General features: G+C 36.3%; 19 protein-coding genes. 3 read left to right on the plus strand and 16 right to left on the minus strand.

Annotation, left to right across the window (positions count from 1 at the left end; translation table 11 throughout):
* Nucleotides 1–270: 270 nt before the first annotated feature.
* On the minus strand, nucleotides 271–1,209 hold the full coding sequence (gene queG, locus EK417_RS11410) for a tRNA epoxyqueuosine(34) reductase QueG (protein ID WP_076596816.1): 939 nt from the start codon (nucleotides 1,207–1,209) through the stop codon (nucleotides 271–273).
* Nucleotides 1,210–1,373: 164 nt separating this feature from the next.
* Between queG and EK417_RS11415 the strand changes: the two genes are divergently transcribed.
* Complete coding sequence (locus tag EK417_RS11415; protein ID WP_047420452.1) at nucleotides 1,374–1,673, plus strand: rhodanese-like domain-containing protein; 300 nt, start codon at nucleotides 1,374–1,376, stop codon at nucleotides 1,671–1,673.
* A gap of 27 nt (nucleotides 1,674–1,700) precedes the next feature.
* Nucleotides 1,701–2,321 (plus strand): HD domain-containing protein, encoded by a 621-nt coding sequence (locus EK417_RS11420; RefSeq protein WP_136522227.1) that lies wholly within the window; start codon nucleotides 1,701–1,703, stop codon nucleotides 2,319–2,321.
* Between the two features lie 70 nt (nucleotides 2,322–2,391).
* Here EK417_RS11420 and EK417_RS11425 read toward each other — a convergent pair whose 3' ends face one another.
* From EK417_RS11425 to EK417_RS11480, 12 genes are all read right to left on the minus strand, one after another.
* Nucleotides 2,392–3,162: an alpha/beta fold hydrolase gene (locus tag EK417_RS11425; protein WP_076596814.1), complete on the minus strand. Its 771-nt coding sequence runs from the start codon at nucleotides 3,160–3,162 to the stop codon at nucleotides 2,392–2,394.
* Between the two features lie 15 nt (nucleotides 3,163–3,177).
* A complete protein-coding gene (locus EK417_RS11430) occupies nucleotides 3,178–4,122 on the minus strand; it encodes an NAD(P)H-dependent flavin oxidoreductase (protein ID WP_136522228.1) in 945 nt (314 codons plus the stop codon).
* Nucleotides 4,123–4,289: 167 nt separating this feature from the next.
* Nucleotides 4,290–5,657, minus strand: coding sequence for a peptidylprolyl isomerase (locus EK417_RS11435; protein WP_076596813.1), 1,368 nt, complete (start codon nucleotides 5,655–5,657; stop codon nucleotides 4,290–4,292).
* 86 nt (nucleotides 5,658–5,743) lie between these two features.
* Nucleotides 5,744–6,667, minus strand: coding sequence for a PfkB family carbohydrate kinase (locus EK417_RS11440; RefSeq protein ID WP_076596812.1), 924 nt, complete (start codon nucleotides 6,665–6,667; stop codon nucleotides 5,744–5,746).
* Between the two features lie 27 nt (nucleotides 6,668–6,694).
* Nucleotides 6,695–7,252 (minus strand): gliding motility lipoprotein GldD, encoded by a 558-nt coding sequence (gldD, locus tag EK417_RS11445; RefSeq protein WP_076596811.1) that lies wholly within the window; start codon nucleotides 7,250–7,252, stop codon nucleotides 6,695–6,697.
* Nucleotides 7,253–7,296: 44 nt separating this feature from the next.
* Nucleotides 7,297–8,331 (minus strand): A/G-specific adenine glycosylase, encoded by a 1,035-nt coding sequence (gene mutY, locus EK417_RS11450; RefSeq protein ID WP_136522229.1) that lies wholly within the window; start codon nucleotides 8,329–8,331, stop codon nucleotides 7,297–7,299.
* Nucleotides 8,332–8,600: 269 nt separating this feature from the next.
* Complete coding sequence (locus EK417_RS11455; RefSeq protein ID WP_136522230.1) at nucleotides 8,601–9,455, minus strand: hypothetical protein; 855 nt, start codon at nucleotides 9,453–9,455, stop codon at nucleotides 8,601–8,603.
* A 24-nt stretch (nucleotides 9,456–9,479) separates the two neighbouring features.
* The gene (locus EK417_RS11460) at nucleotides 9,480–10,529 is read right to left on the minus strand and encodes a hypothetical protein (protein WP_136522231.1); all 1,050 of its coding nucleotides are present in this window, start codon (nucleotides 10,527–10,529) and stop codon (nucleotides 9,480–9,482) included.
* A gap of 1 nt (nucleotide 10,530) precedes the next feature.
* On the minus strand, nucleotides 10,531–13,296 hold the full coding sequence (locus EK417_RS11465; protein WP_136522232.1) for a peptidoglycan DD-metalloendopeptidase family protein: 2,766 nt from the start codon (nucleotides 13,294–13,296) through the stop codon (nucleotides 10,531–10,533).
* 198 nt (nucleotides 13,297–13,494) lie between these two features.
* Nucleotides 13,495–13,953, minus strand: coding sequence for a hypothetical protein (locus EK417_RS11470; protein ID WP_228402589.1), 459 nt, complete (start codon nucleotides 13,951–13,953; stop codon nucleotides 13,495–13,497).
* Nucleotides 13,954–14,031: 78 nt separating this feature from the next.
* On the minus strand, nucleotides 14,032–15,390 hold the full coding sequence (locus tag EK417_RS11475; protein WP_076596805.1) for a DUF5458 family protein: 1,359 nt from the start codon (nucleotides 15,388–15,390) through the stop codon (nucleotides 14,032–14,034).
* Between the two features lie 19 nt (nucleotides 15,391–15,409).
* Nucleotides 15,410–15,856 carry a type VI secretion system contractile sheath small subunit gene (locus EK417_RS11480; protein ID WP_076596830.1) on the minus strand — a complete coding sequence of 149 codons (447 nt, stop codon included), beginning with the start codon at nucleotides 15,854–15,856 and terminating at the stop codon, nucleotides 15,410–15,412.
* Between the two features lie 353 nt (nucleotides 15,857–16,209).
* Between EK417_RS11480 and EK417_RS11485 the strand changes: the two genes are divergently transcribed.
* Nucleotides 16,210–17,256 carry a hypothetical protein gene (locus EK417_RS11485; protein WP_136522233.1) on the plus strand — a complete coding sequence of 349 codons (1,047 nt, stop codon included), beginning with the start codon at nucleotides 16,210–16,212 and terminating at the stop codon, nucleotides 17,254–17,256.
* 59 nt (nucleotides 17,257–17,315) lie between these two features.
* Here EK417_RS11485 and EK417_RS11490 read toward each other — a convergent pair whose 3' ends face one another.
* From EK417_RS11490 to EK417_RS11500, 3 genes are all read right to left on the minus strand, one after another.
* Nucleotides 17,316–19,412 (minus strand): M13 family metallopeptidase, encoded by a 2,097-nt coding sequence (locus EK417_RS11490; protein WP_110367745.1) that lies wholly within the window; start codon nucleotides 19,410–19,412, stop codon nucleotides 17,316–17,318.
* Between the two features lie 304 nt (nucleotides 19,413–19,716).
* Nucleotides 19,717–21,774, minus strand: a complete 2,058-nt coding sequence (locus tag EK417_RS11495) for a M13 family metallopeptidase (protein ID WP_076596802.1) — start codon at nucleotides 21,772–21,774, stop codon at nucleotides 19,717–19,719.
* 205 nt (nucleotides 21,775–21,979) lie between these two features.
* Nucleotides 21,980–25,378 carry a trifunctional glycoside hydrolase family 18/polysaccharide deacetylase/glycosyltransferase family 2 protein gene (locus tag EK417_RS11500; RefSeq protein WP_136522234.1) on the minus strand — a complete coding sequence of 1,133 codons (3,399 nt, stop codon included), beginning with the start codon at nucleotides 25,376–25,378 and terminating at the stop codon, nucleotides 21,980–21,982.
* Between the last annotated feature and the right edge of the window lie 19 nt (nucleotides 25,379–25,397).

Here is a 25,397-nt window from a genome sequence, read left to right on the forward strand (position 1 = left end):
ATATGCGTAAAAATACTAAATCCCAAAAAAGATTTAAAGTAAGAGTAAAAACGGCTCCTAAAAGAATACAAAAAAAACGTTGATTTTCTGTGAGATTTTAATCTCCTGAAAATCTTTTTTTCTTTATAGGAAAGGCTTTTCAAGAAACTTATTGATGTAAATCTTCACCTCCTTAAAGCGAAAAATTTGAGGAATGGTCAATTATCAGCTCTGGTTTGGAAATTCAAAAAATTCCAAATGAGGGATTATCACCGAAAGTTTAGGGAAAAATCAGTCTGAAGACTTCTGTAAAAACTCTATATTTCTCTTAAGTCCTGTAAATTTTGTGCGTTTTACTGGGGACTTTCTGAAGATTTCGGAGAAAATTTCCTGGGTAAGTTCTTTCCATTCTCCTTTTTTGAAATTTTTCAAAGCTTCATTGGGCTGGAAACGGCTCTGTTTGTTGGGAGCGGAAAAACGGTTCCATGGGCAAACATCCTGACAGATATCGCAGCCGAACATCCAGTCTTCCATTTTATCTTTAAAATAATCCGGAATTTCATTTTTCAGCTCTATGGTTGCATAAGAAATGCACCGGCTTCCATCTATAATTTTTTCAGAAACGATGGCATCTGTAGGACAGGCATCAATACATTTCCTGCAGCTTCCGCAATGATCTGTAGTGGCGTGATCAGGAATCAGCTCCAGATCACAGATAATTTCAGCCAGAAAATAAAAAGAACCGCTTTGTTTGGTAATAAGGTTGGCATTTTTTCCTACCCAGCCTATTCCCGACTTTTTAGCCCAGGCTCTTTCCAAAACCGGTGCAGAATCTACAAAAACACGAAATCCGAATCCGCCTATTTCTTCCTGCAGCTCTGCAACCATTTCACGGAGTATTTCTTTGATTACTTCATGATAGTCTTCTGCATAAGCATATTTTGAGATTTTAAAATTCTCCAGCGTTGAAATCTTTTCTTCAGGAAAATAATTATAGGAAAGTGAAATCACAGATTTTGAACCTTCTACCAGGAGTCTCGGATCAAGCCTTTTATCGAAATGATTTTCCATATACTTCATTTCGCCATTATAATTATTCTTCAGCCATTTTTCCAGATGAGGAGCTTCTTCCTCCAGAAAATCAGCTTTCGAAATGCCACAATTCTGAAACCCAAAACTTTTTGCCTTGGACTTTATCTGTTGGGAATATTTTTCAGCGTCTGCATTCATTAATTTCACACTGCAAAATTAAGATTATTTTATCAATGTTCTGATTTCTGCCAAAGTACATTCCACTGATGGTTCTTTTCTGAAAAAATTATATTTTCATTAGGAATTTTTTCAAAAAAAAAATACGTAATTTCGTTTCTAATTTAATGTTTAAACCAACAACTATGTCTTTAATAGAAGTAATACAATCAGGAAACTATGAATTAATCGACGTTCGTGAGCCAATGGAGCTTGAAATGGACGGTAATATAGATGGTGCTAAGAATATTCCTTTAGGTGAAGTGGAAGACAGACAGGATGAGATCTTATCTGTTGAAAAACCAGTAATCTTATTCTGCAGAAGTGGAAACAGAAGCGGAAAGGCTTTGGATTATCTTAACGCTCAAGGATTAAAGGACGGTTATAACGGCGGAGGCTGGGCTGAGCTGAAGGCTGTTCTGGAAGCAAATCAGGGAACTTTTTAAAAGTTCCTTTTTTTATATCTTATTTCTATGAATCTGAAAAATCAATTTGAAGCACTTTGTTCTCCTTTCACGGAAGACAAACAGCTGATCAACAGCCTGTGGAAAGAGATTGAAACCCAATATTCTGAAAAAGGCAGACATTACCACAATCTTCTTCATCTTGACAATATGTTTAAAGAGCTTGAAGCAGTGAGAAATAATATCTCAGATTTTACCGCTCTTTCTTTTTCTGTATTTTACCATGATATTATCTATGCTGCTACCTCCAAAGTCAATGAGGAGAAAAGTGCTGCCAAGGCAGAAAAAAGGCTTGCCGAACTTCATATAGATAAACATAAAATTTCAATCATTTCTGCACAGATTCTGGCAACAAAATCACATCAGCAGTCTGATAGTGAGGAAACGAATTATCTTCTCGATGCTGACCTTTCTGTATTGGGTAAAGATTTTAAAACTTATCTGGAGTATACTCAAAATATCAGGAAAGAATATGCTATCTATCCTGACTTTCTTTACAAACCGGGACGCAGAAAAGTACTTAAGCATTTTCTTGAACTTGAAAGTATCTTTAAAACAGAGTATTTTAGTGAAAAATATGAAAACCAGGCAAAGGAAAACATTACAGCTGAACTTCAGTTATTAAAATAAAAAATAGATGAATCTGTTATTTAACAAAACAAAGACACCCGGTAATAGGTGTCTTGTTTGATATTGCATATTAGAAATATTTGCTGATAAATCCGGCCGCTTTCTCCAACACAAGCTCAGGCACTTCTTTATGAGGTGTGTGTCCTACTCCGGGGATGATATATTTTTCTGCACTTCCACTCACCTGAGTCACTGTTTTTTCTACCTGATCTAAAGTTCCGTATTCATCAGCCTCTCCCTGAATAAATAACAATGGAGCTTTAATATCTTTCAACAGATATTCAATATTCCAGGTTCTGTAATCTTCGCGTGTCCAGGTTTCTGTCCAGGCTTTGAAAAGCATTTCTACTTTATCACCATGGTATTTCTGTAAACGTTGAGGAAGATTGGTCGTTTTATAAGCTTCCCAGGCATCATAAACTCCTTTTAAAGTTACCTCCTCCACAAAAATATGACCAGCTTCACAGATAACGGCTTCTATTCTTTCAGGATATTTTGAAGCGGTAATTAAGGCTATTGTTCCTCCATCACTGTGTCCAAAGAGAATTGCATTATCAATATCCATTTCGATCAATAAATTATTTAACAAATCTGCTTCCAGCTCCATATAATTTACGGGTCTTTCATGAGTAAGCATAGGAAAAGATTTCCCATAACCTAAACGGTCATACGCGAGGATATTGCATTGTGCAATTTCTGATAGCTTAGCAGGAAATTCTCTCCAAAGCTGTACTGATCCTAATGAATCATGCAGAAATATAATTGTAGGCCTGCCTTCAAATTGATTATTGTGTTCAATATATAATTTTTGTCCCTTTACATTAATTATTCTTCCTTCCATCAAATAAAAATCATATTAAAAAACAGGCATTTTTGTTGCTTCAAATTCTTTTAAAAGATGACTGAAAACAGTTTCCACCGGAAGGATTTCATCTATTAAGGCAGAAACCTGACCTATTTCCAGCTCTCCATCTTCCATATCTCCTTCAAACATTCCTTTTTTTGCTCTGGCTCTTCCTAATGAGGCAATTAAGGCATCTTTATTTCTTCCGTTTACATAGATATCTTCCAGTTCATTGAAGAATTTATTTTTAACCATTCTTACAGGTGCCAGTTCTTTTAAAGTAAGGTGTGTATCTCCTTCCTGTAATTCTGTGATTTTCTTTTTCCAGTTCTCATGAGCACTTGCTTCGGTTGTAGCCGCAAAACGGGAACCAATCTGTACTCCATCTGCACCAAGAATCATTGCAGCTTTAATCTGTGAACCTAAAGCAATTCCTCCGGCTGCGATTAAAGGCTTAGAAATATGCTTTTTTACATTAGGTATAAGGCAGAATGTAGTTGTTTCATCTCTTCCGTTGTGCCCTCCTGCTTCAAAACCTTCTGCAACGATGGCATCAACTCCCGCGTCTTCGCATTTTACAGCAAATTTGGTAGAGGATACTACATGGGCTACTTTTATACCTTCTTTCTGCAGCATTTCCGTATAGGTTTTCGGATTACCGGCTGACGTAAATACAATTTTCACTCCTTCTTCAAGGATGATCTGAATGATTTCCTCAATATTAGGATATAACATCGGTACATTTACCCCAAATGGTTGATCTGTTGCCAGTTTACATTTCCGGATATTTTCTCTCAGGATATCAGGATACATGCTTCCTGCTCCTATTATTCCTAATCCTCCACAGTTGGAAACTGCGGAAGCAAGTCTCCAGCCTGAATGCCAGATCATCCCTGCCTGGATAATCGGATATTTAATATTGAAAAGGTGTGAAATTCTATTGTGTGTTCCCTCCATGTCATGAATTTTTTTTGCAGCGTTAAAATCTATAAAATTGCTCATGCGTAAAAATACTAAAAACAATGGTTTTCCGGGAAATATCTGTCAATATTTTCCATCATGGTTTTCGTCTTTATAAAGTCTGATGATAAAAAAAACCTTCAGAAATTCTGAAGGTTTAGATTTTATTTTGACATGGATTGTTTCTTCCAGTTAGACTTAAAGTTACAGCTGTCGTAACGTTTGTCGATTGAAATAAAAGTGGTTGGCAACTTGGAGTTGACAAACTTTTCAACCATTTCACTTTTCTTTTTATTCAGCGCCATCTGCTTGATTCTGCTGAAGTCTGTTTCCAGGGTAATCTGGTGAGAAGGAATCACATCTTCCACTTTGATGATCTTGATTTGTTTTCTCTTGTTCTCTTCATCTTCAAAAGCAGTAGTGATATCTCCTTTGTTTAATCCTGCCAATTCGTAGCTGATTGTTCCAGGGATACTTTCTCTTTCAATTTTATCGGAACCATCAGCTCCGGGAATGATCCCCGCGTTGAATTTTGTTCTTTTATCATCTGAGAATTTAAAAGCCGCATCTTTGAATGTTATTTTGCCATCCATAATAAGCCCTCTGATACTGTCTAATTTTGCTTTTGCAGTTTTGATCTCATCATCAGTAGGAACAGCTTTCAACAAGATATGTCTTGCATCATATACTTTACCAGATCTTTTTACCAACTGAATAATGTGGAATCCGAATTCAGATTCAACAGGATCTGAGATTTCATTTTCCTGAAGGTTCAATGCAGCAGCTTCGAATGGCTTCACCATCTGCCCTTTATTGATATTCTTATATAATCCTCCGTTGGCCGCTGATCCTTCATCTTCAGAATAGATTCTTGCCTGGCTTTCAAAAGTTTCCCCTCCGATAATATCCTGCTTGATTTTTTTCAATCTGTTGATAAGGTCTTGTTTGTGAGCTTCTGTAAGTGACGGATAAATCATGATCTGAGCTAAAGTAACCTCATCTTTTACCTGTGGCAGCTGTGTTTTATACATATTGTAGAAATCAGTTACCTCATTTGGGGTTACGTCTGCTTTATCAGTAACTCTCTGGTATTTTGCCTGTCCGTAATACTGGTCTGTATCTATTTTCTCAATAGCATTTTTCAGTTCATAAGCATTTCTGAACTTATAGGCTGCAAGCATTGTTTTTTCATCCGGAAACTGAGAAAGCATCTGACGGTATTTTGCATTAGCCTGTTCTTTGATGGCTGCAGAACGGTTCTCAATTAAGGTGTCCTTTTTTGCTTCGTATACAAGAAGCTTATTGCTGATAAGGTTTTCCAGGAACTCACATTTATCCGTGTTGGCAGCTCCCTGCTGTTTACCATAATTCATCTGCTCGATTACATCAGATTCCAATACAATCTCATCCCCGATAACAGCTGCAATACCATCCACCAAATCTCCTTGTTTTAGCTGGGCATTCATCATATTTGAAGAGAATATCATGATGAAAATCCCAAGAAGAAAAGTGATTTTTAGTTTATTTGTCATTTTACTATTTTAACAAGTTGCAAATTTAGAATTCTTAACGAATTTCCTTCAATTTTTTATTATAAATATTTCTTAAAAAGACTTATTTATTGCAGTTCAACATCAAATGTTGTTAATTCTTTGAATTGTCTCAATCTGCTGAACATATCCGCTTCGTTTACTTCTTCTATTCTTTCTGTTCCGAATTTCTCTACGGTGAATGAAGCCATTGCAGATCCTACGATAAGGGCAGACTTCATCGTTTCGAAATCAATTTTCCCTTTTTTAGCAAGATAGGCCGCGAAACCTCCTGCAAAAGTATCTCCGGCTCCGGTAGGGTCGAAAACGTCTTCTAAAGGAAGTGCCGGGATAGCAAATACTTTATTGTCATGGAAAAGTAAAGCTCCGTGTTCTCCTTTTTTAATAATTACATATTCAGGACCCATTGTGTGGATCTTTTTCGCCGCTTTTACCAAAGAATATTCTCCTGAAAGCTGTCTTGCTTCTTCATCATTGATGGTAATTACATCTGTTTTTGCAATCATATCCATCAAAATATCCCAAGCAGAATCCATCCAGAAGTTCATGGTATCAAGGATAACCAGTTTAGGACGGTTGTTCATTTTTTCAAGTACAGATAACTGAACTCCAGGGTGTAGGTTTCCAAGTAACAAAATTTCGGCATCCTGCATTGAATCCGGGATTTTCGGATCAAAGTTTTCCAGTACATTTACTTCTGTAGCCAGAGTATCTCTTGTATTCAGATCGTTGTGGTATTTTCCGGACCAGAAGAATGTTTTTCCTTCTTTCACGATTTCAATTCCTTCGATGTTTACACCTCTGTTTGTGAACATGTCAAGATGTTCCTGTGGAAAGTCTCCTCCTACTACAGAAACAATTCCGGATTTAACGCCTAAAATTGATGAAGTGATTCCGATATAAGTGGCTGCACCTCCTAAAATTTTGTCCGTTTTACCAAATGGTGTTTCAATTGCATCAAATGCAACACTTCCTACAACTAAAAGTTTCATATATTTTTCAATGTATATTAAAAGTAATTATTTTTTCCATTCAAAAGTGTCCAGCAGATGTTTCATATCATTTTTGATATAGTTTACTGCGGGGGCAAGAGAGTCCGGTTTCGGTCTCGTATTAAAGTATAAATAAGCAGTCACGAAGTGTTTCGTACTGTCTGTAACGTAAAACTGAAGATTGGAAGCGCTTTGCCCTTTCAGCTCATAGAAGTTCCCGTATACTTTTTTTTCAGGGTACTCGAAGGATTTTGTATCTATGGAACTGGCTTTAATGGTATGCTCATATACCATTTTCTCGGCTTCCTTGATATGGTCAGCAAAGTCGTTCTGTATCGGATAATAGGTAACGAATAGCTTAGCTTTCATTTTAGGATAATTCAGATAGAACCAGCAAGGTTTTTTGGCTGGTGCAATTGAAGCAAAGTCCGAATACTCAAAGGTATAGGCGCAATTGTTTTCAAACTTCTGGTATTTCGGTGCAGGATATTCAAGACGCAGTTCTCCATAAGGTTTTGGTGAAGGGTCTTTTCCACATGAAATCAAAAGCAGCGATACAAAAATAAAAATGACTTTTTTAATCATTTTGCAAAAGTACAAATTAGATTTCAGATTTCAGAAGACAAATTTCAGTCTTTCAGAGCGTTTTGAATGTAAATTTCCAAAGGCTTCGGAAAGGATTTTTCATGAGAGCCTTCAAGATCTGTAATCAGGTATTGATTTTCAGCAATAAAATCATTCCATTGTTTTTCTGAAGTAACCTCAACATTCCAAATCTCAATGCTTAAATTCTTATGAGTCAGTTTATGGGTAACCGTTTTTGAACCTGTAATGAAGGATTCCATATCCGAAGGAATAGCTGTCGGAAATTCAAATAATTTCTTCCAGATGAAGTCATCTGCTCTCTGACGGATCAGAAACTGTCCGTTTTTGTGAACAAAATAATAGGTTAAAGCAAGATCTTCTGCTTTTACTTTTTTGGTTTTTACAGGATAATCTGAAATTTTCTGCATAGAAAATGCCAGGCAGTCTTCATTTAAAGGGCATTCTCCACATAATGGATTTTTGGGCTTACAGATTTCCGAGCCGATATCCATCATAGCCTGATTAAAATCTCCTACATTCTCCGGCATCACCAAGGCGGCCAATTCAGAAAAATAGGTAAATGCTCTTGAATTTGAAATATCAAAATCATCCGCAAAAAGACGGCTCAGAACACGGTAGAAATTCCCGTCAACAGCAGGCATTTTTCCACCGAAGCAGATGCTTGAAACAGCTGCAGCTGTATATTTTCCTACTCCTTTCAGTTTTAAAATCTCTTCGTATTGGTGAGGAAAGACACCCTGATAATCATTCATGATCTGTTGGGCGGCTTTATGTATATTAATAGCTCTGGAATAATAACCTAACCCTTTCCAATACAATAAAACTTCGTTTTCTTCAGCCTTTGCCAGCGTTTTTACATCGGGAAATCTTTTAATGAAATTATTATAATGATTCAATCCCTGGTTGATTCTCGTCTGCTGAAATACAATTTCACAGATCCAGATTTTGTACGGATCTTTTGTCTGTCTGAAAGGCAGATCTCTTGCATTATTTTTATACCATTCAAGGATTTTGCTGCCCACATGCAGAAATTCTGAACCTGTTTTATTTTTTCCCAAAAATCAATCTTATTTTAAATCACTGAAGAGATGATTTTCTCTTCATCCTGAACATTATTTTCAATGCTGCAAAGATAGGTTTATTTTATTTTTTACCTGTTTTGATTTTGAAAGAGATTTTTTGTTTCTGTTACATGAAAAATAGATTTATGGAGAAAATGTTCTGATTATGAATCCGTTATTGTATAAATTTTTTACTCTTATCTCTTCCTAATTACCTGAATATATATGATCATAAAGTTAAAAAAGGATTTCATCAGTTGGTTTATTTATTCTGATAAGATTTTATCCAAATCAAGCTGTTTGAGTGTTATTTTTTCATAAATCTCTTTTTGCATCCATTCTTCCTCACCTGTTTTCGCACTGATTCCCAAAGTTGCAATGAATAATTTTTCAATAAATAAATCATTATTCTTGAAAAAAACCGGTATAACAATTTTCCGAGACGCATTTTGATACTGATCAGTGTAACCTAAGATTAAATTGAAAGCTTGTTTATTTTTTATAGCAGTATCTATTTCTATAAAATCACAGTCAATATTTTTTGTAAAAAATACTTTATTATCGGTTTGCGCTTTTAAGGTATAGTCATTTTTATTTTTTTCTATAATAATGAGATCATTTTTATCACTTTTATTAAAGTTAACTTTATAGCTTTTAGTTTGTGTGGAATTTGAATTAAAAGAAGAGGGTAGATCTTCTTCGTCTATATTTTCTTTAGACTTTAGGAAATATTTTTTACATTCTGGTAGCTCACATCCAAGAATTTGTGTTTTTTTTCCATCAAAAAAAGAAATGTATGAACCTCCATTAATCTGTAAATCATATTTTTTCCCTTTATATAAATAATCTTTTATATCAATATTACATGGTGTAATTGGATATGAGAAATGCCATTCTTCTTCAGTAATAGGAACTGATAACTTCATGATTTTTTCAACATCATTACTATTGAGAGACCACGCTTTATCTTTTTCAGCTAATTTTTCTTTTGTAGAATATTCACCTTTACAGTTTGCAACGTAAACTTTTGTTTCTATTCTCTTTTTTTCATCTTTATCCTGGCCTTTACAATTGTAAAATAAAAATATGAGAGGTAGTAAAATTAAAAAGTTTTTCATCATTAATTGAAGCTTTATGGAGTAATATTAAGGTGCTCCTACTTTATCAAAATCGCTTCCATACCACACCATTTCTTCTAAATAAGGTAAATTATAATATTTGTTTTTTTTGAAATTATTAGTTAATTTAGCCCAGATTTGGTCATGATATGCGACATTACAAAAACCTAAAATATACCCCTCTTGTCCATTATTCCATTTTTCAGGATTATTTTTCCAGTATTTCTTAAACAATGGATCTGTGGTATTTGCAGCATATCCAATTATTCTAAATAAGTCTTCTTCCGTCCATTTTGTACTCTCATTATCATAAAAATTAACAATAAGTTGGGTTACATATTTCGATAATGACATTGAGTATGAATTATTACTATTAGCTGTGTTTTTTTGTATGTAATCCAGAATATCAGTATTAATTATTAATTTTCCCGATTTGTCTTTTGTGAAAATTAATTCATTGGTAATCTTATCTGGAGTTGCAATATTATCATTAAGAAAATTAATATTTAAGATAGCTTTCTTATCATCATTGTTATTAAGATTAACTGCTTTTTCTATATCAAGTGAAAAGTTGCCAAGCTGAGGATTTAAGAATATATCAACTTTACCTTCTGTTTTTTTTATTTTAAAATTATATGCATTATTCTCTTCAGTGTTGTCGATTACTTCATTTTTTCCTAAGAACTTTATATTGTTATTATTAACATAATAGACAAGAAATAGGTGTCCGTTTTCTAAAAAACTATCTATTAAAATAATTTTTTCATCATTGCTGCTTCCAAATAAAAAAGTTTCATATCCTAGATCACTTGAATTATTTAATTTATCAATGTAATTTTTATTATTATTGGTAAATAGGATCGAATTTTTATCAAAAGAAATTGATAAGTTTTTATTTTTATCAATACATTTATTTGAACTATACTTTTCACCAGTACAGTTTAATTGTTCCTGTTTAAAATCAATAGAATATAATGTTGTGAGTTTATCTATTTTTTCTTGTTTAGGACTATTTTCCTTACATGATAATAGATTAAAGAAAAATAATAGTATAAATAGATTCGTTAAATTTTTCATATTACTTACCTGCTGTTTTATCTTGTTTTTTTCTTTCAGCTTCCGAAAGCTGAGTCTCATTCTTATAATTAACATAGAAAGCTGGATTATAACGTTCGGAATATCCAGAAGGGTTTTGAGCACTTCTTATTTCAAAATGAAGGTGTGGCCCTTTAGTACCAGTTGCTCCAGTGTCGCCAGTTTTTCCTAATCGTTTTGTTTTATAATTTTCAATCGTAATTTCTTCATTTTGTGAAACATTTAGCTCACTTAAATGTGCGTACATCAAATAAACATCTTTACTTTCTGTAATTCCTTCATATTCGTCAAAATCACCATATCCTTCTATATCATATTTGTTTTTATCATAAGTCCTTTTTGATTTTACATAGTATGGTTCGTAAGCTCGACGTTGTTTCTTAAATATTTCTAAATATTGAGAATCTACTTTTAAAACTAAACCTTTTCCGTATCCAGTTCCAGGAGACAAACTAACTACTTTACCAGGTAGGCATGCATATACGGGAGTTCCTTTTTCTGCAAACAAATCGATGCCATGATGAGGTCTTTTTCCATTGTCACTTCCAGGCATATCTGTTCTTACTCTTCCGAAAGCAGATCGCCATGGTCGTTTTAAGCCACCGAAAGTATATATAGTAATCTGGGGATTCTCTAATGGGTTGTTCCAGATAGCATTTTTATCATCATTAGTTTTATTTTGTGGTTTAACTTCCGGACATTTATCAACTTCAAAAACTACTTTAGTTATTTTGTAATGATCTTTTCTTTTCTTTCTTGAATTAGTATTTCTATTTATAATATTAACAATCAAATCTACAACATCATCATCTTTTAATTTTCCTGTTTCATCTGCCTTATCAAACATATCCTCTTTATACCAATCTGCCATACCTGTTAGGGCTGCCTCTTTTGGAGTATAGTCTCTATCAATCCCATCACTTATTTTAATATTCTCAGATGAGGCAAATTTATCAATCCTTTTTTGAATTTCGCCATATGTAGTTCTACCTGTTATTTGGAGTAACCCTCTTCCTCTATAATTCCAAGTGTCTTCAGCAGATTTATTACCTAGCTCTGGCCGATTTCCATATGCTATTTCTGCAATTTTCTTTTGGTTTGCTACATATCCATTCCTTGAGCTTCTTCCGTACTGATAGGCTAGATCATTTGGAACTGTTTTAGAATTATCATCTGTTGGATTTCCATGTTTATCAACTGCTCTTTCTTGAGCATTTCTTTTTCTAAATGCTTTAAATTGAATTGGTAATGCTTCTGCTGAGTAATTTAAACCTTCTCCGTGTATGGCACCCGATAGATCTAGCCCAGATTCTTCAATCGATTGAGCAAAAAAATGAGCTTTCCGTGCACAGGTATCTAATTTATAGATCTTTTTGTATTTGTTTAAAGTTTCTGCAAGTTCAGATAATAAAGCTTTATCTTTAACCTCTGAATATATCCTTTGTAATTGTTCAACAGTTATATCTTTTTCGCAATTAGGACATTTTCCATCTTTTGGTTTCGGATCTTGGGTCTTCTGCACCCCCGCCGCACTCTTCACCTTCTCCACCTGCATCAAACCTTCCGAATTTACCCCAAATTTCTGAGATTCCGCAGAAAGATCTTTGGAGATAATTTCGATGAAATAATTTTGTTTATCCGAATCCGAATTGCCTATAGGAGAGCCTGTTCCTTTTTGAAAAATATCTTTGGTAATGAAAAATCCTGAAGTGTCGCATATATCTGCGGGTATTTTAATCATTCTGCTTCGGTAAACCTCATCTTGGAATACCGGGTCAGATTCCCAGATGACATATTGGATGTGTTTTCCCACCATGTTTTTGGAGTGAATTCTTACCCTAACTTTATCTCCTACCGCTACTTTGGAAAGCTCTTTTCCGGTATCATCTATGAAAACAGCTTCTATAATATTGCCTTTAGGATCAGGTTGTTTGGGCGCGTCTCCTTGTCCGACCGGGAATTTTGGCGTGTGCTTCTCAGGCTGCGGCTTAGGTTGGGGCTGGTTTTGAGGCAGTCCTTTATAATCCGGATTGGCTACATCTACATTCACCTGGCTGGCTCCCTGAATTTTCCCGGAGTAAGTGGCCGTAACATAATACTCGTGATTCGCGCCTTCATTTCTGTCACCTTTCATCAGAAACTGATTGGCGATCTGACGAAGGATTTTTTCATCAGACATCAGAGGAATGGAGACTTCCGCAATCCCTTTTTCATTGACGTGAGCCTTATAGCTGCGGGTGTGACGGTTGTTTTTGTTAATATTGGCATCGTGGCCTTTTCCAGGAGCGTCATCTTCCCAAAGGTGAAACTCAATCTCTTTATTAAACATCGCAATACAATGAGCCTGCGCAATAAGAGTATCATAATAACTGGCTTTATTAAAGTCTTTTGCTCCTCTGTTGAAGAGTACTACTTTATCAATCTTCGGGACTTTGTTACTGGCAGGAATAATGGTAAGACTTCCAGCCAGTTCTCTGGTATCAGGAAGTCCCGGTAAAACACCTTTTTTAATCTCATAGACTTTCATTTGAAATTCTATTCCCAGTGCTATTTCTCCAAACTTGTAGGTTACTTTTTCACCAGTTTTAGGTGTCCCGGTGATATCTTTCCAGCTTCTGTTCTTTTGTCTCTTATAAATATACCATTCATATTCACCCTTCAGTCCGAATGAAAGACCGGAAGGTTTAACTTCGTAGGAGTATGTTGTTCCTACCTGAGGATTTTGCTCCCCGGTAATATTTCCTGTCATGGTTACTATAATTTATAAATAACTTCAGGCTGGAAACTATTTTGACAGATATTACTTTTCTGATCTAATTGTAGGAGAGAATGAAGGGATATACCCTCATATAGGATTACATTTTTTTTCATCGTGTTTTTGTGTTGGTTCAAAAACAAAAATAAAAAAAATCATGATAGAGTGATATAAAAAGAATTGAATTTAACGTTAATTTATCTCAACAGAATACACCGGAGCCGCTTTTAACCATTGGTATTTAAGGTTCCTGTCTTTGGCTATAAAACGGTATCCTTCAAGTTTCTTCAGATAAACATACATAGAATCCGTGTTCTTTATTTTTAATTTGTATTGAGATAAAAACAGCATTGGCATTTCTACTGTAGAATCTCTTACCGTTTTCAATACTTTTCCAGATTTTACTTTATAGAGAAAGAATGATTTTCCACGGCCTTTTGAACTGTCTGAAAGTATTACATCTGAACTTGCAATAACGAGTTCACTGCCATCAAAACACTCATCTCTATTCATGATGTATGCTTTTCCTTCCTGGTGTTCGTCAGCAAAAAGATCATTTTCATAATGACCCGGACTTTGGTATTTTTTTTCACAGCTTATCAAAAGGATGATCAACATGATAGGCAATCCAATAATAAGTGTTTTATTCATATTCAATTTCATAGGTGTTGGTTGAAAAAAAACCGATGTAAAATTGCATCGGTTTTTGTTATGTAAAGTGTGTTGATGTTACTCCTGAGTATATTCTGCATCCCATTCGTTGCCATCATCTCCTTTGTGTCCGTCCAATTTAATAACGAAACTTTTTGTAGGGAAATAAGGCGTCATACGGATATCCAGCCATACTCTGTCTTTGTTCACTCTATCCTGCTCAAAACGAACAATTTTGAATTTCTCGATCAATTTGTCCGGCCCTTTGATGTTATCCAGGAATGTTACAATCTGTCTTCTCAAATCATCCTCGTTCTTAGCATTCCAGTTTTCGAAGGCTCTTCTGTTAAGGAAATCAAGCAATACCTTTGTTACATAGTCGAATACACGCACTACGGAATACGTCTGAAGACCAATATTGTCTCCTGTAAATAAGGTCTTCGCAGAGAAAGCCATAATCTTTCCGTATTCGTTGACCATTGGTACAAGGCCCATTTTTTCCAACTGAGAAATCTCACTTTTCTTCAATTCGAATTTTACAGCATCTACTTCATTGATATTACCGTGCTTTTTACCTGCTGCTACCTGAGACATCAGTGTTTTGTGGATTTTCCCTGCTAATGAAGTGGAAGGTGGAAGTTCTACGTTTTCCTCTTCCCCTACTTCTTCTGCTTTACCGCGTCCTACCAGCCAGTTACACGTCATAATCACGTTACTTCTGTGAAGTTCGCCTCCGGTAAGGTTGGCAGAGTGGAATAAATCTACAACATCATCCGGCTTATCAAGGTTGGCGAAGTCTGTAACCATCATTACTTTGTTTTCGTTACAGATTTTTGCCCATTTCTCAATGACCTTGTTTGACCCTAAATATCCTGGAATTGCAAGGATTGAGTAGTTATCTCTAAGGTCAAGGCGGTCATAATAGTTCTTGAACTCTTCTGCAATAGCATCAATGAACAAAGGATTATCCAGATCGGATACCTGTTCAAGGCTAGCATTGACGATGCTTACGTTATCCACCTTATCCAATTCTGTATTTTTGTAGAATTGAGCTACTGTTCTGTAGTTGGTTTCCAGCAGACGAACAGCATCCAGCGTATTTTTTAAGTTTGTTTTTAAGTTCTGATCGGCCTGTTGTGCTTTACTTTTGCACGTATCGGCCATTTTATCTGCAGATTCATTCCCCTCTAAAAGGTTTATCCAAAGATTGATCTTCTGAAGAAGTTCTTTTCTTTCGTCTGCTTTATTACTGTCATTCAGGAAGATTTCTTTTCTTGCCTTTCTTGTTGGGTTCATATTGGCGATACCGTCTACAACGGATTCAACAAAGCCAAAACCTCCTATTTTATTAAGCTCTGCAAGCGGGTTGCCTTTCGGCTGCCCTGAGTGCTGCTGCCCCTGCTGCTGGCTTTCTTGTGCCTGTAATTTGCTATCCATGATTTAATGTAGTCTTTAATTATTTTTCAAGTTCCTGTGCCACTTCTTTCAATACTTCCACGAACGCAGCTCTTGTCTGATCGTTCTCCAGCATGTTGCGTAGAATTTTGTTGGTTTTCAGCTGACGTACTATTTTGTTGTACTGCTCCTGTTCCATGCTCAGCTGCTGCAGATAATCTGATTTCTGAGTAAGGCTTTTAGGGGTAAAGTCTCCAAGGTTTTGAAAACGGAATTCCTCTTCTATCACTCCACCGTCTTCTGCTTCATGCTGTACAGATATTGCAGGCTGAAAATGTTTGAAAACATCTTCCACGGTTTTTAATCCTGTTACAATTTCAGGGGTATAAGACTCTTCTGTTGTAAGTTGGCTTACTATCAGTGATTTATTTTCCTGTATTTCCTGAATAGCTTCATTAGCGTCTACTTTTACCTCGTTTCCGCCAACACCATAATTAAACATTGCCATATTATTGTTATTTTGAGATTTATTAATTTGGTTTGGATTTGTCTTTGAATAATTTACTGATGAATCAAATAAATTACCAATCCAATGTTTAAATTTAAAAAAAAACTGTAACATAAAAAATTTTACTAAGATTTTTCCTGGATCATCAAATTTATTTTGCATTTATTCAACATAAAATCACCACATTACGATATCACTAAGCTATGAAAAAATAAATAAAGTCTTCCAAGAAAAATAAAATAAAATTTTTGTTTGTTTTACTCTTTAACAAACATGCCTAATGAATATTAAAATAAGAATTTCTCTCACTTTGCAAAAAATATTTTTTATATTTAAACAAAGTGAACAGTGTCATGAAAGATGTAAAAATAGCGTTCAGAAAACCCATATTTCCAGTTTCGGAAGCGTTACAGCAGTATTTGGAAAAATACAACAGAACCACCAAGATCAAGTTTCTGTATGAAGACCTTTTAAGGTTTAGTGACAGTGTGAGAATTCTGGATAAAGAAGGCAAAGATACTTTGTGGCTTGGGGTGCTGTATTCTGAATATGAGTTTAAAGAAATAGAGGCCAATTTAAATAAAATTTATACCCTCCTTCATTCTGATGGAGATACGGCTACATTACCTTATCTGAAAGTTGACACGATCGATTTTTGTACTTTCGGGAATTCCAAACCTTTCCGGATCCGGGTAAGAAATGTACTTAATGATAATTATACTTATTTTTATATTAAACAGGCTGATGCCTCACGAATATTCGGATTGGAGCTTGAAGACCTGCTTTCTCCCAACCGGATTAATTTTCTGGTTTATAAAAACACTTTGATTGAAGAACATATTTTAGGAATTCCCGGAGATGTTTTTATCCAGAAGCACCTTGTCAACTGTACAGAACTGGAAAAAGCACAGATCTCCAAGGAATTTGTGAAGTTTAATGAACGCTGCCTTATCGGGCTTCTTGGTGACATGCGTTCTTATAATTATGTTGTAATTCCCATCCATGATTTCGACCAGGTTATTTACAGAATCCGCCCTATCGATTTTGATCAGCAAACGTATGAGGGAAATCTGAAAGTATATCTTCCCCAATATTTTAAAGAAAACAATCAGATGGTGAATATGGTTTTGGAAAAACTCAAACCAAGTTCTATAGAACAGTACCGTAAGGAAGTACGTTCGCAGATCGTAAAAAGAGTTACAAGCAGCCAAAACAGATTTGATGAACTGATTTCTATTATGAAAAAAGACAATATAGCACCGGAAGCCAATGTTATAGAACTAAGAACTGCTTTACAAAAACTCACCTACGATGTCAATTTCAAGTATTGTAAAACCATGGGAGATATTATGGAAACCGGAATAAAGTTTGTGCTCCGGAATTATAAGAAAGAATATTAAAAAGAGAATCCGCTTCGTAGTGAAGCAGATTCTTTCTTTTCTAACAATTTAAGGTAAAATTACCAGATTTTTATTCTGTCCTGAGGAGCTTTATACATTTTGTCTCCCGGTTTGATATCAAATGCTTTGATGAATGAGTCCTGATTTACCAATGGCCCAAAAGCTCTGAACATTCCCGGAGAATGCGGATCGGTCTTCACCTGATTAATCATATACTGATCGGTAGCTTTAGTTCTCCAGACCGTAGCCCAGCTCATAAAGAATCTCTGATCCTGAGTGAATCCGCTGATCTTACCTGGGTTTCCTTTATCTTTTAAATACATCTGAAGGGCATCATAAGCCACCGCTACTCCACCTAAGTCACCAATGTTTTCACCGCTTGTGAATTTACCGTTTACGAAGCTTCCTTTTACAGGTTCGTAAGCACTGTACTGAGCGGCTAACTGACCTACTTTTGCATCGAAGTTTTTACGGTCTGCATCCGTCCACCAGTTATTCAGGTTACCATCTCCATCGAAACGCGAACCGCTGTCGTCAAATCCGTGAGAAATTTCGTGACCGATAACGGCTCCGATTCCTCCGAAGTTCACCGCGGCATCAGCTTTAGGATTGTAGAAAGGCGGCTGAAGAATAGCTGCAGGGAATACAATTTCATTGTTTGATCCGCTGTAGTATGCATTTACCGTTTGCGGAGACATTCCCCATTCTGTTTTGTCAACAGGTTTTCCAACTTTATCCAAACTTCTCTGATACTGCCATGCTGCAACATTCTGAAGGTTAGAATAAAGGGTAGCCCCTTCTTTTGGAGATTCTACTTTCAATTGGGTATAATCTTTCCATTTATCAGGGTAAGCAATTTTCACCGTAAACTTGGATAGTTTTTCCTGAGCTTTTACTTTCGTTTCAGGAGACATCCAGTCTATATTGGCGATATGTGTTTTGAATGATTTTAAAAGGTAATCAATATACGTTTCCATCTGCTTTTTAGCTTCAGGAGTGAAATATTTGTCTACATACAGTTTTCCGAAAGCTTCTCCAAGAACACCATTGACAAGGGAAAGCCCTCTTTTGTTCATTGGACGCTGTTCTTTCTGACCCTGTAAATATTTAGCATAGAAATCGAATCTGATCTGCTCTAAACTGTCATCAAGATTGCTTGCATTTCCGTTGATGATGTGATATTTCAGATAGTCTTTCAGCAGAGGAAGGTTTTTCTGCGTAATGAACTGATCCATATTCTGGTAATATTTCAGTTCTCCGATAATCACTCTGTCTGTATTTACGCCCGCATCTTTCAGGTATTTGGCAAGGTCAACGTTTTTTACAAGCCCTGACAATTCTGATACATTTTTAGGATTGTATCTTAAATTGGCATCTCTGTTCTGCTCAAGAGTCAATAAATAATTGGCGAGCTGTTTTTCAAAGTCTACCACATTCTGTGCAGCCTGAGGAGAATTTTTATATCCTAAAACCCCGAATAGCTTTCCAACGTAGGTTTGATATTCTGCTAATGTTTTAGTATTGGCATCGTTTACTTTTTGATAGTAATCTCTTCCTAATCCCAGATCCGGACCGCCAAGATATACCGCATTCATGTTGGAATTTTTCATATCAGCACCTACTCTCCATCCATAGAAAGAGTTGTCTCCTAATTTTGTAGCATCCAAAAGGTATTTCTGAAGATCACCAAGACTTTTAATAGCATCTACTTTGGCAAGATCAGCTTTGATAGGTGCCAGACCTTCTGCATTTCTCTTATTGGTATCCATAAAAGAAGCATACAGATTCTGGATTTTCTGTCCTTCTGACCCAGCAGGATATGATTCGGTAAGAATTTTGTTTAAGATATCTAATGAAGCATCATCTACATTTTCTCTCAACGCATTGAAAGAACCCCAGCTGGCTTTATCGGAAGGAATCTGAGTATTTTTCACCCAGTTTCCGTTCACATAGCTAAAAAAGTCATCCTGCGGGCGGACACTGGTATCCATATACGATAAATTAATTCCCTCTTCTTTTGCTTCTTCTTTTACCGGTTCAGCTACTTTTGCTGCAGCTTCAGTTTTATTCTCAGTTCCTGCAGTCTTTGCTGCGCCACACGAGTTAAGAAATACAATACCTGAAAGGGCAAGTATCCCAATATTTAGCTTTTTCATTAAAGATAATTTTTGATTTTACACAAACTTATCAAATATACAAACTTTAATGATATGTAATGAATGATATTTATATATGGGTGGAGGATTTGGATTAAAAGTTTAGAGTTTAGAGTTTATCACCTCGTCAAAAATTCAAAGAATTTTTGACACCCCTCCAGAGGATGGGAATAATGGAAGCCACTACGACAAATATATATCATCCGATTCCCTAATCCCTAATCCCTAATCCCAAAATCCTATCATCTACTACCCATCACCTGCCACCTAAAAAAAACCGCCCATTGCTGAGCGGTTGTTATTGTTACCAGATTTTGATTCTTTCTTCCGGAGCTTTGTATAATTTGTCTCCTTTTTTCACATCGAATGCTTTATAGAAGGCATCAACGTTGATAAGCGGACCGAAGCTTCTGAAATATCCTGGAGAGTGCGGGTCAGTTTTCACCTGATTCACCATATATTTCTCACTTGATAATGTTCTCCAAACCGTTGCCCAGCTTAGGAAGAATCTCTGATCCTGAGTGAATCCACTGATCTTCCCTGGGTTTCCTTTGTCTTTTAAATACATTTGAAGAGCATCATAAGCGATATTTACACCACCTAAGTCAGCGATATTTTCACCGTTTGTGAAAGTACCGTTTACAAAAGTTCCTTTTACAGGCTCGTATTTGTCATACTGAGAAGCAAGAGCTTTTGTTGCTTTTTCGAAGTTTGCTTTATCTTCCGGAGTCCACCAGTCTACTAAGTTACCGTCTGCATCGAACTGTGCACCTGAATCATCAAATCCGTGGCTCATTTCGTGACCGATAACGGCTCCGATTCCTCCGAAGTTTACCGCAGCATCAGCTTTAGGATTAAAGAATGGCGGCTGAAGGATGGCTGCAGGGAATACAATCTCATTGTTTACCGGATTGTAATATGCATTTACAGTTTGTGGCGTCATTCCCCATTCTGTTTTATCTACCGGCTTCCCAATTTTAGCTAAGTCTTTGTTATACTGCCATTCTCCTATGTTCTGAAGGTTCTGATATAGATTTCCTCCTTTAGCTTCAGAAACGATATTTAATTTTGAATAATCTTTCCATTTGTCCGGATAAGCTACTTTTACAGTGAACTTGTTCAGTTTCTGCATTGCTTTTTCCTTAGTGGTAGAAGACATCCACGCTAAGTTGTTGATGTGAACAGCGAAACTTTTCTTTAAATAGTCAATCAATTCCACCATCTGAGCTTTTGCTTCAGCAGGGAAATATTTCTCAACATATAGTTTTCCGAAAGCTTCTCCCAAAGTACCGTTGATCAATTCAAATCCTCTCTTGTTAAGAGCTCTTTGTTCCTGCTGTCCTCTCAGATATTTCCCATAGAAAGCAAACTTCATGTTTCCTAAGTTTTCGCTTAAGTAAGAAGCACTTCCGTGGATCATGTGAAATTTCAGATAATCCTTGATCACAGGAAGATTCTGAGCGTTTACCAATTTATCAAAGTTCTTATAGAATCCTAATTCACTGATAATTACTTTGTCAGAATTTACGCCTACTTTTTTAAGGTAACCTGGAAGGTCAACATTTTTTACTAAAGCAGAAAGTTCAGCCATCGTTTTAGGATTGTACTGAAGGGTGTTATCACGGCTCTGCTCGTTTGTCAGGTAAGTATTTGCGATGCTTTTTTCATAATTAACAATACCTTTTGCTGCTTCATCAGCATTTTTGTATCCTAATTCTTTTAGCATTGAAGCTACATATTTCTGATATTCAGCAATTGCTTCTGTATTTTTCTCGTTTACTTTCTGATAGTAATCTCTTCCTAAACCTAATGAAGCGTTTCCTAGATAAACGGCATTCATTTTAGAATCTTTAAGGTCTGCATCCACTCCCCATCCGTAGAAAACGTTTTCCCCTTCTTTGGTTACAGAAGTAAGGTAGTTCTGAAGATCGGCCATGTTTTTAATAGCATCAATCTTGTTCAGGTTTTCCTGGATAGGTTTGATGCCGTCTGCATTTCTCTTCTGCATATTCATATAAGTGGCATACAGATCCTGAATTTTCTTTCCTTCACTTCCGTCAGCAAATTTATCTTTCAGAAGAGAGTTCAGGATGGTCATGGAATTGTTATCCGTATCCTCAGCCAGTTTGTTGAAGCTTCCCCATGTTGGTTTGTCAGATGGAATTTTGGCTGTTTTCATCCAGGTTCCACTTACGTAGTTGTAAAAATCATCCTGAGGACGCACCGAAGTGTCCATCAAGCTAAGGTCTAAGCCTTTATCTGTGTTATTCACTGCTACTTTAGCAGCTTTAGCTTGTGCGCTCATCGTAGTCTGAGTACAGATCCCTGCTATTAAAAACAAAGAAAGCGTTATTTTTTTCATTATGATAACAATTTTTAGAATAGGTATAATTTATTTCGGATTTGTTACTTTTCAACGAAAAAAATTTAAACAAATAACATGAAAGCATCCTAAATGGGAAGTTGGGAGCAGGAAGCTGGAAGTTATGAAAGTCATAACACAAACTTCAGCTTCCTGAATAATAATATCCAGCCTCATTCTTCCTGCTTCCAGCCTTTATTAGTTATCATGAAGTTGTTATCTCTTTTACATTTCCGGTTCTTTTCAGAAATCCCCAGGACTGCACTTCGCCTTTCAGTGCTTTTCTTAAACTTTTAAACAATACAATATACATCAGCCATCTATACCCGAATCTCTGTGGAATAATATACAGCAGATTAATCAGCTTTTCACGCTGCACGATGAATGCAATTAAAGCTAGTGAAGCATCCACCAAAAGGAAGATCAGATAATAGGTGAATATTTTGTCTCCGTTTCCGGAAAGAATTCCAAAGAACATTATCAAGTCTGCCAATGGTGAGAAAAATGGTATAATATATTGGAATAATAAAATATTCGGCATTGCCCAAAGTCCCAATCCTTTATATTTAGGGTTAAGGAAAGTCTGTCTCTGTTTCCAGAACATCTGCATGATTCCGTAGGTCCATCGGAAACGTTGTTTTAAAAACTGTTTCACGGTTTCCGGAGCTTCTGTGACAGCAACGGCTCTGTTTTCATTAGCAACCGTATATCCTGCTTTTAATATTTTTACGGTAATATCACAATCTTCTGCCAAGGTATCGGATGAATAGCCTCCTGCTTCAATGATCACGGATCTTTTAAATGCTCCGATAGCTCCCGGAATAACGGTAATCGCATTGATGTGAGCATATGCCAGCCTGTCAAAATTCTGACTTGTTGTATATTCTATAGCCTGCCATCTGGTAAGCCAGTTGACTCTGTTTCCTACTTTCACATTTCCTGCTACCGCTGCTATTTTTTCTTCCGGATCTGAATTTAAAAATCTTGCAATAAGATATTTCACTGCATCCTGCTGTAATTTGGTATCAGCATCAATACATACTACATATTCAGCATCCGTCTGTGCTATTCCGAAATTTAAAGCGGTTGCTTTTCCACCGTTTCTTTTAGTAAAAATTTTCAGCTTCGGATGTTCAGGAAATGCAGTTTTTGCTTTTTCATAAGTAGAATCCTTACTTCCGTCATCTACCATAATGATATTAAAATTAGGGTAAGTCTGTTTCAGCAAATTCTGCAGGGAAGACACAATATTCACTTCTTCATTATAAGCAGGAACTATGATGGAAACCTTCGGATAAGATTTCAGAACCGGAAACTCACCCAGTTTTTTTTCTTTGCTTCTTTCTTTAAAAGCCCAGTATGCCATCAGCAATAATCTGATTAATCCTAATAGAATGAAAATAGTAAATAATGCCACGAGAAAATGACTTACTCCATAGATAACGGTAGCCAAAACAAGGTTCAGCTGCATGATGTAATATGATCTCGTTTTAGGAACTTCAGGCATCAACTCGTTTCTGCTTTTGTGCAGAATATTCGTTAGATTGGTAAAATGATAGCCTTGTTTCTGAAGTGTCGGAATCAGAATCTTTAAAGCTTTTACCGTTTCTTCTCTGGTATCTCCTCCTGCATCGTGAAGAAGAATGATATTTCCTCTCTGCTGCTTGATTCCAGCCATTACACGTTTTACAATTTCATCTGCTTTTATCCCTGGCTGCCAGTCTTCAGGGTCTATATTTTCCCCGATATCAAGATAGTTTTGCTGTCTGGCCAATGCTACCGGAATAATCTCTTCCGAGGTGGTAGGTTCAGAGTCTGCATTATATGGCGCTCTGAAGAGAATTGTACTATGGCCTGTGATACATTCAATCAGCAGTCTTGTCAGTTTCATTTCCAGCAAAGCCCTTTCCGGGCTTACTTTTGCTACATTCTCGTGGGTAAATGTGTGATTGCCTATCTCATGTCCTTCGCGGTAAATCCTTTTCACAAGCGGAAGGTTTTTTTCGGCATTCAATCCTACCAGAAAGAAGGCTGCCGGAACATGATATTTGGACAATACATCCAAAACCTGCGGCGTATAGGTTTCATCCGGACCGTCATCAAAAGTGAGGACAAGCTCTTTCTGAGGAGCGCTTCCATATTTTTTTACTTCATAAGAACTTGGATAGGTAATATAATTCTCGTCTGTGATAATTTTCTCTTTAGGATCAATTTCCAGTGCAATTTTTCCGTCATGAGGCGTATTCAGAACGTCTAATACTTCTCCGTCTCCGATGTAATCCACCATGGTCTGCCCTTTTACATTTTCAAGTGTTTTTAAATTCAGCCTGGAAAGGCCAGCGAACGTAAGGTCTTTATCATAGAAATTCCAGACTCTGCTGTCTTCACTTCCCAACCTCCAGAGTGCTGTTCCTGCCAAAGGATATTCTGAGGAGAAACGCATGGTATTGAAGATAGAAGCCGCATCATTGAAAAATACGGTATGGGTAAGATTTTTAGAATCTGTATAGGAATAATTTAGATTAAACGTATTGTCATTAAAATCAATGACGGCTTTACTGGCACTGGCTTTTGTGATTGCCTGCATGTACGTGACAGAGGTATTATCATCCTTATTGGAACTCCAGTCGTAACCGTATGCTCCCAAGCCCAAAATGATTTTTTGCGGAGAAACCTGTTTGACGATTTTCCCGGTCTGTTCTTCAATCCATTTTTGGGAAGAAACCGGACCGGCATCACTTCCGGCAGAATATTCATCATAAGCCATCAGCACAAAGTAGTCTACATAAGGATTCAGTCTTGGGATATTGTAATCGTCATTATCCGTCATGATATCCATGGTCACCAGCAGCTGATTCTTTTTGAAGGTTTCTGATAGCTCTTTCATAAAGGCAATCAGATTGTCATCAGAATTCAGGTTCATATCTTCAAAGTCAATATTAATTCCTTTGAAATGATATTTTTGACATTGCCGGGTAATTTTTTGAATCAGATGGGTTCTTTTCTGAGGATCATTAAGAACTTTCACCAATCCTTCTGAACGGAATTCTCTGTCTGAGTTGTTACTTAGCATTGGCATAGCAGCAACACCCGTTCTTTTGATCACTTTGTAGCCTTCCGGATCCACATTGGTTTTAAGGTCACCTGTTTTGGGATCAAGGAAAAACCATTCAGGGAAAACAAGATTCACGTGTCTGATATTTCTTTTCAGAGACATCAGCGACTGAGGGTCCCAGGCCACATAAAATGCAGAACGGATTCCTCCCGGAAACTGGGTCCAGTTTCGGTTCTGATTCTTGTATCTTTCGGCTCTTGCCTTCTCAATTTTGTCGAGACTGGTATGAATTGTTTTTTCAGAAATAAAACTTCTGAAACCTTTATATTCTTTGGAAATTTTATTCTCCTGAAGATAAGGTTTGTTGGCTGTAATTACCGCTTTATAATCTTCTTTAAAAGGTATTTTAGGACTTCTGTCCAGAGTCATCATCAGACCTAAAGCAAGAAGAAGCAGTATTCCTATAAAGATAAAAACACGGCTTCCCCACTGTACACTTTTCCATCGTTTTTTGCTGCTGGTCTGAAAAATCTGTTTGGAATTTTCCACGATTTTTGAAATTTATTGT

It is taken from the genome of Chryseobacterium candidae, assembly GCF_004916905.1.
GTDB classification, from domain to species: Bacteria; Bacteroidota; Bacteroidia; order Flavobacteriales; family Weeksellaceae; genus Chryseobacterium; species Chryseobacterium candidae.

Coding starts and splice junctions, on each gene's coding strand:
- EK417_RS11475 (WP_076596805.1), bottom strand. CDS start 15,390: ATGGATAGCAAATTACAGGCACAAGAAAGCCAGCAGCAGGGGCAGCAG.
- queG (WP_076596816.1), bottom strand. CDS start 1,209: ATGAATGCAGACGCTGAAAAATATTCCCAACAGATAAAGTCCAAGGCA.
- EK417_RS11470 (WP_228402589.1), bottom strand. CDS start 13,953: ATGAATAAAACACTTATTATTGGATTGCCTATCATGTTGATCATCCTT.
- EK417_RS11455 (WP_136522230.1), bottom strand. CDS start 9,455: ATGATGAAAAACTTTTTAATTTTACTACCTCTCATATTTTTATTTTAC.
- gldD (WP_076596811.1), bottom strand. CDS start 7,252: ATGATTAAAAAAGTCATTTTTATTTTTGTATCGCTGCTTTTGATTTCA.
- EK417_RS11485 (WP_136522233.1), top strand. CDS start 16,210: ATGAAAGATGTAAAAATAGCGTTCAGAAAACCCATATTTCCAGTTTCG.
- EK417_RS11460 (WP_136522231.1), bottom strand. CDS start 10,529: ATGAAAAATTTAACGAATCTATTTATACTATTATTTTTCTTTAATCTA.
- EK417_RS11430 (WP_136522228.1), bottom strand. CDS start 4,122: ATGGAGGGAACACACAATAGAATTTCACACCTTTTCAATATTAAATAT.
- EK417_RS11465 (WP_136522232.1), bottom strand. CDS start 13,296: ATGACAGGAAATATTACCGGGGAGCAAAATCCTCAGGTAGGAACAACA.
- EK417_RS11435 (WP_076596813.1), bottom strand. CDS start 5,657: ATGACAAATAAACTAAAAATCACTTTTCTTCTTGGGATTTTCATCATG.
- EK417_RS11420 (WP_136522227.1), top strand. CDS start 1,701: ATGAATCTGAAAAATCAATTTGAAGCACTTTGTTCTCCTTTCACGGAA.
- EK417_RS11490 (WP_110367745.1), bottom strand. CDS start 19,412: ATGAAAAAGCTAAATATTGGGATACTTGCCCTTTCAGGTATTGTATTT.
- EK417_RS11415 (WP_047420452.1), top strand. CDS start 1,374: ATGTCTTTAATAGAAGTAATACAATCAGGAAACTATGAATTAATCGAC.
- EK417_RS11425 (WP_076596814.1), bottom strand. CDS start 3,162: ATGGAAGGAAGAATAATTAATGTAAAGGGACAAAAATTATATATTGAA.
- EK417_RS11440 (WP_076596812.1), bottom strand. CDS start 6,667: ATGAAACTTTTAGTTGTAGGAAGTGTTGCATTTGATGCAATTGAAACA.
- EK417_RS11495 (WP_076596802.1), bottom strand. CDS start 21,774: ATGAAAAAAATAACGCTTTCTTTGTTTTTAATAGCAGGGATCTGTACT.
- EK417_RS11480 (WP_076596830.1), bottom strand. CDS start 15,856: ATGGCAATGTTTAATTATGGTGTTGGCGGAAACGAGGTAAAAGTAGAC.